This window comes from Clostridium sp. (genome assembly GCF_032552055.1).
Taxonomy (GTDB): Bacteria; Bacillota; Clostridia; order Clostridiales; family Clostridiaceae; genus Clostridium.
The window spans coordinates 1-6,076 of the sequence record NZ_JAWGSV010000187.1; the positions used below are offsets into that span (position 1 = coordinate 1).

Annotated in this window: 3 protein-coding genes and 1 pseudogene; 1 reads left to right on the top strand and 3 read right to left on the bottom strand. The window is 29.1% G+C overall.

Annotation, left to right across the window (positions count from 1 at the left end; genetic code table 11):
* The coding region (locus tag E6248_RS11775) for an O-antigen ligase family protein (protein WP_316340996.1) at positions 1 to 978 on the top strand (978 nt) is incomplete at its 5' end.
* Positions 979 to 1,025: 47 nt separating this feature from the next.
* Here E6248_RS11775 and E6248_RS11780 read toward each other — a convergent pair.
* From E6248_RS11780 to E6248_RS11790, 3 genes and pseudogenes are all read right to left on the bottom strand, one after another.
* The gene (locus E6248_RS11780; RefSeq protein WP_316340997.1) at positions 1,026 to 2,213 is read right to left on the bottom strand and encodes a DegT/DnrJ/EryC1/StrS family aminotransferase; all 1,188 of its coding nucleotides are present in this window, start codon (positions 2,211 to 2,213) and stop codon (positions 1,026 to 1,028) included.
* 208 nt (positions 2,214 to 2,421) lie between these two features.
* Positions 2,422 to 5,424, bottom strand: a complete 3,003-nt coding sequence (locus tag E6248_RS11785) for a cell wall-binding repeat-containing protein (protein WP_316340998.1) — start codon at positions 5,422 to 5,424, stop codon at positions 2,422 to 2,424.
* A 432-nt stretch (positions 5,425 to 5,856) separates the two neighbouring features.
* Positions 5,857 to 6,076 (bottom strand): annotated as a pseudogene (locus E6248_RS11790) (peptide chain release factor 3); the annotation flags it as partial.

The window sequence follows — 6,076 nt, forward strand, 5'->3', positions numbered from 1 at the left end:
CAATATAACTTAACTGAAAACTTAAAAGTATGGTTAGTTAACTTAATGATCTTAACTGTACTCTTTTCTATAGATCTTCATAAACCTAAGCTAAAACTACAAAAGGAATTAAATATAATTTCATATTTTTATGTTTTCTTATCTTCTATAACTTCAATAGTAAGTTTAATTATGATATTTACTAATAAAGTAATAACAAAAGATTTGGGTGAATTAAATGGAGCTGAAGTTATAATAAATTATAAGGGCTTATTTAAAAACGAAAACTCCTTTGGAATAGCTGCAGTCTTATGTTTATTAATTACTTTATACTTAATAAAGGTTTCTAGAAATAAAACTATGAAAAAGATCCTAAGTGTTAATATAATTATAGAGCTTGTAGCAGTTCTAATTTCTGGTGCTAGAAGCGCCTACTTCCCATTACTTGCATTAGTGTTAGTATTTTTAATATTTAAATATAAAAACACTCTAGTGAGAATATCCTTATTTTTAGTACCAACACTCGCTTCGATAATTGCTTTCTTTACTTTACCAAGTGATATCCTTCATAAGATATTAACTAGTAGAGAATATTTATGGCTTACTGCTATAAGACTTTTAAAGGTTTATCCTTTAGTAGGTGTAGGATCTGTAAATAAAGTGGGAAGGTTACAAGATCATAGAGTTGCTTATCTTCAAGGGGTGGAATCTGGAGGACTTCATAATATTTTCTTTGAAATTTCCGTTGTTAATGGTATTCCAGCTACTATTATTTTTATAACTTTTATTATTCTAGTTTCAATATTCTGCATTAGAAAAATGGACAAAATGAATATAAGTGATCAATTTAAATTTGGAATATTATTTTCTCTATTCCTTGGAATAGTATTTATAAATCTTTTAGAGAGTTCTCTTCTATATATAATTAGCTTTATATCTATTATATTCTGGATTTACTTAGGCTACTTAGTAGCTCTACTAAGTAAAAATGAAGAATGAAGAGTGATAAATTAAAAGGAGCTTTTGTGTAAAAAGCTCCTTTTAATTTATCCTATTATATTTTTAATTTCCTTAATTACTTCATTAGCTACATATTCTGCATCTTCTAATTTTAAAGTGCTATAAACAGGTAGTGTAATTTCATTTTCATATTGTGCATATGCATTTGGATAATCTTCTATCTTATATCCTAAATTCTTATATAATGTAAACATTGGTAATGGCTTAAAGTGGACATTCGTTGAAATTCCCTTTTCCCCTAATCTTTGAATAAGTATATTTCTCTTTTCTTCATTAAATCCTTTTATTCTTAATGGATATAAATGATATGAACTTTCAGTTCCTTCACCATATTCAGTAACTGGTATTATAGAAAAATCTTCTTTTTCTAATATTTTTGTATAAGTGTTAAATATTTCCTTTCTATGTTTTAACATATCTTCGTATCTAGTTAATTGAACTCTACCAATTGCTGCATTTATATCTGTCATATTACATTTGAATCCATCTGTAATTATGTCATACTCCCAAGCTCCAGCCTTCATTTTAGATAAAGCATCTTTTGATTGACCATGAAGTGAAGTAAACTTAAGGTCTTGATACAAGTTTTCTCTATCCTTAAAGTTGTTATTATTATATGTTATTGCTCCACCTTCAGCAGTTGTAAAATTCTTTACTGCATGGAAGGAAAAACTATGGAAATCACATTGTGCTCCTACTCTCTTCCCCTTATATTTCGCACCAAAGGAATGAGCTGAGTCTACTAATATTATTATATCTTCTCTATTTTTTTCTTTTAAAACAGCTTTTATCTTGTCATAATCACAAGGTACTCCTGCAAAATCTACAGGCATAATTACCTTAGTCTTTTCAGTAATTAAATCTCCTATTTTATCGTAATCAATAAAGAAGCTATCCTTTGCTACATCACAAAAAACAGGTTTTATACCCCTGTGAATTGCAACACTTGCTGTAGCTGTGTATGTATACGGAGTTGTTATTATCTCATCTCCTTCTTTAATATCAAAAACCTTTAATATTAATTCCATAGCTGCTGTTGCACTATTTAAAGCTACCGCCTTATTAGCTTCACAATAATTTGCTAATTCCTCTTCAAATTTAGCTAATGTAGGTCCTGATGTAATCCAACCTGATTTTAAAACTTCTACTACTGCATCTATTTCTGCTTCAGTTATATCTGGAGGAGAAAAAGGTATATTTTTTACGTTATCCATTATTTTCAACCCTTTCAGAATATTATAGTTCTCTTTCTTATATCAATTATATATTTCTAAAAATTATAATTCAAGTTTATATATTATTCCCATAGTCTATGATTTTATTTTATTTTATTAAATCCAATAAGTTAATAAAAAGAAGGGCTGTTTCATAAACAGCACCTTCTTTTCATTTATCATATTAGATTAATTAATAATCCTTATGTTATTTTGTTCTACTTAGTAGTTCTCTTAAATTATTTACAGCAGTCTTAGATACTGTACCACCAACTTGTACTATTGTATTAGTTGTCATTTTATCTAATACAACTTTTTGAGTGTAAGTTAACTGCTTTTCTGCTAAAACTATAGGTGATCCATTTAATGCTGCTACAGGTCCTGAAGTTAATGCATCTGCTAATTGTAATCCTTCAGTAACATATACCTTATTAGTAGTTTTACCATAGAACTTTTCAATTACCTTTGCATTTGTCTCATACCTATTAGCTCCACCTAATCTATTTCCTGATATATTTTGCTTAGTCATAGAGTTTATTTTATTTAAAACATTATTAGTTAAAACTCCTGTACCACCAATTAAGTAAGCATTATTTAAGTTTTCTGATTTTAGCCAACTATTTACATTACTTGGAATACTATTGCTTTCAACTAATATAATAGGCATATTATCTCTTCCTGAAACTGGTGCTATTGATAATGCGTCAGCTTCTCCATAACCATTTGCAATTACTACATTATCCACATCATAAAGATTGGAATCAATATATTTTGCAACTTGAAGTGAAGTTTCATATCTATTTATTCCACCTAATCTAGTAATCTTAGTTACTCCTAATTTATTAAGTTGTTTTTCAACAGCTGAAGTTATAACGCCGGTTCCACCAACTATTATTACATTCTTAGCACCTAATCTTTTAATTTCATTTTGTGTAGCTGAAGGAATTGATCCCTTTTCAGTTAAAAGTAATGGTGCTTTTAAATAGCTAGCCATAGGTGTTGCAGTTAATCCATCTGGGATAGCATAACCATTTGCAAGTACTACAGTCTCTGCTGAATTAAAGCTACTCTTGCTTAATTCAACTGCTGTTGCATATCTATTTATTCCATACTTAACTTCTATTGGGGGAACATATACATTAACTAATGATATATCCTTAGCTTCTATATATCCTCTATCAGACCAATTATAATTACCATGATACTTATTTCCTGGTCCTCCACTACCTACTGGAGTATTTCTTTCAGGATATATCTCATAGTAACTCTTTCCACTTATAGTTACCTTTTGCATATTTGAAATAACAAATGGAGTATTAATGTATCCACCATATTGATTAGTATCATTAGTTACATTATATAAAAGAGTTCCATTTTTCTTGATAACTTTATTAGTTGATCTAGCCATACCAATTTGCTTTGAATTAGTATCCTTTAAATTAGATGTACCACCTGATAATGTCTTATCTATTAAATAAGCATATCCAGCTGCTTTTTCTCCCCAAAATGGATCTGAAGCATATTTCACATTGGCTCCTCTATTTTTATTACCTAAGAAGCCTCCAAAATATCTCCAATCTGCTGGGTCAGAATATCCTCTTGAAATCCAATTCTTAGCAAAGTCTATAACTGAATCTTTTGGTGTTGCAAAGCTATCTGCAGATTGACCCGGTGAAGAATCTACTGCATTTAATCCAAATAAGTTGTTTTTATTTTTAGCTATTTCAGAGTTTCCAAATCCACTTTCATTTATAGCTACTCCTAAAGCTAATAGAGCATTAACTCCATAAAGCTTTTCTGCATCTTTAAATGATTGTCCTAAATTTTTCAATTTAGAACCACTTCCAAAACTTGGATAAGTATTTATAAAGTTATTTAAGTCTGCTGCAGAGTAAATTGTTTGACTTCTAAATGGAAGATTTAAATAATATAAATAAAAAGCATTATTTTTATTTACAGCATTATTTCTTACACCTGATTTATAATCATTAATAAGCTTGTTTAATGTGCTTTCAATACTACTTTGCTTCTTATAATCATATTGATAGAAATATTGTCCATCATAACTTAAGTATCTAACACCTTCTTTTAAGTAACTTGGTGCCTTTCCAATAGTCTTAGAGAAGCCTGATGTTCCTAGCATATCATAACTAATAAAGTGTACTAACTCTCCACCACTTACTGTATAGTAGCTTGGATTTTTAACTTGCTTTAACGGTACCATTACCATATCATAAGTTCCTGAGGATTTATTATTATTAATCCATCCAGTAAGTCCATTAACCATTATCTTAGCAGAATTTCCACTAATATCTAATATCGGTGCATCTTCTACATACCCTTGGTTTATATATGTCACTGCATTTTTTAATGAAGAATCAGAGTAAATATTAACATTACCTGCTGAATTAACATTATTTACATATCTTAAAATTCTAGCCATTTGATTTGTAGTATATACTACTTGTCCTCTTGAATTAATTACTGCGGGTTGCTGAGTAGATTTCAAATCACTTTCTGAAATAGACTTTGCTGCATTAACAGCTTGTGATTCATCATCATAAGCACTTAAAAACTCATAACTTCCATCAGCATTAGCTATAGTTAATTCATATTCCTTATCTGTCATAGGAACAAGCACTTCTAAGTTTTCGATAGCTTCTTGCTTTAGCCTAAATTCTTCCCTATCTTCCTCTATTATATTAGGGATAGAACTTCTTGCCATTAAATTGTAAGCTTTTCTTTTAGAATATGTTTTACCTTTTAATGATTCTTCACCACTAACTGTTTCTTCTACACTACCAGAAGTCTTATTGTCTTTTTCATCTGATATAGCATTTTCTGAATCAGTTTTTGTTGAATCATTATCCTTTTCTTCTACTTGAGCATTTTCTAAAGGTTTTTTTGATGAAGTATCATTATTTTTTTCTTCTGTATTTTCTTCCTCTTCACTCTTTACCCCTTCATTATTTGCTTTCTCAGTATCTTCTTTCTTTCCTTCAGTAGTCTCGTTAGACTCCTTATCAGTAACCTTCGAAGTATCTACTTTTTCTTCACCCTTTGTAGCTTCTACTTTATCACCTGTTGTAACTGTTGATTCAACCTTACTTTCTGGTGAATCATTTGTTATAGCTTTTACAGGTACATTGGGAAGTATAAATGCTACTAAAAGTAATTGTGCTATTACTTTCTTAACTTTTTTTGATATCAATATTCTCCCTCCTTTCCTATATAGATTAGCAATTAAATGTCAAAACTTCAAGAATTTCAATGCAATAAGTATGTTTTTACGTCAATTTTTTTATATTTTTTCTATTCCTCTCAAATTTCATACTTATTTTCAGCTAAAATAAACCTATATATCCTATTTAATGAACTTCAACCATCTAAATAAAATTCGAAAATAACTTCAAAAGTAAATAGAATATGCCCTATAAGCTAAGTGGCTGCAAAAAGAAGTTCTAGGTTAATAAAAACTACTAATCCAAGAACTTCTAATTTTTCACCATATGCTTATTTCAGCGTCTATTTATACTTTCTAGTACATATCATTATTTAAGTGCCTCACGCTAAAATTATAATCAACCTATATTTTCACTTAATATACACACTTAACAATAATTCTTGAAATTCATCTCCTCTGAATTTCTTTATTTTCTATCCATCTTACATATCTAAATGCAAGTCTATCCATTTTAATATCAACATTATATTCATGCTTTAATCTGTATTCTAAAACTTCAAATTGAAGTACACCTACAACACCAACTATTATTTCTTCCATTCCTATGAATGATTCTTTAAATACTTGAATCGCTCCTTCTTGAGCTATTTGAGTAACACCTTTTACGAATTGTTTTCTC

What these genes read in the sequence shown, in the direction of transcription:
- E6248_RS11780 (WP_316340997.1), bottom strand. Translation starts at nt 2,213, where the DNA reads ATGGATAACGTAAAAAATATACCTTTTTCTCCTCCAGATATAACTGAA.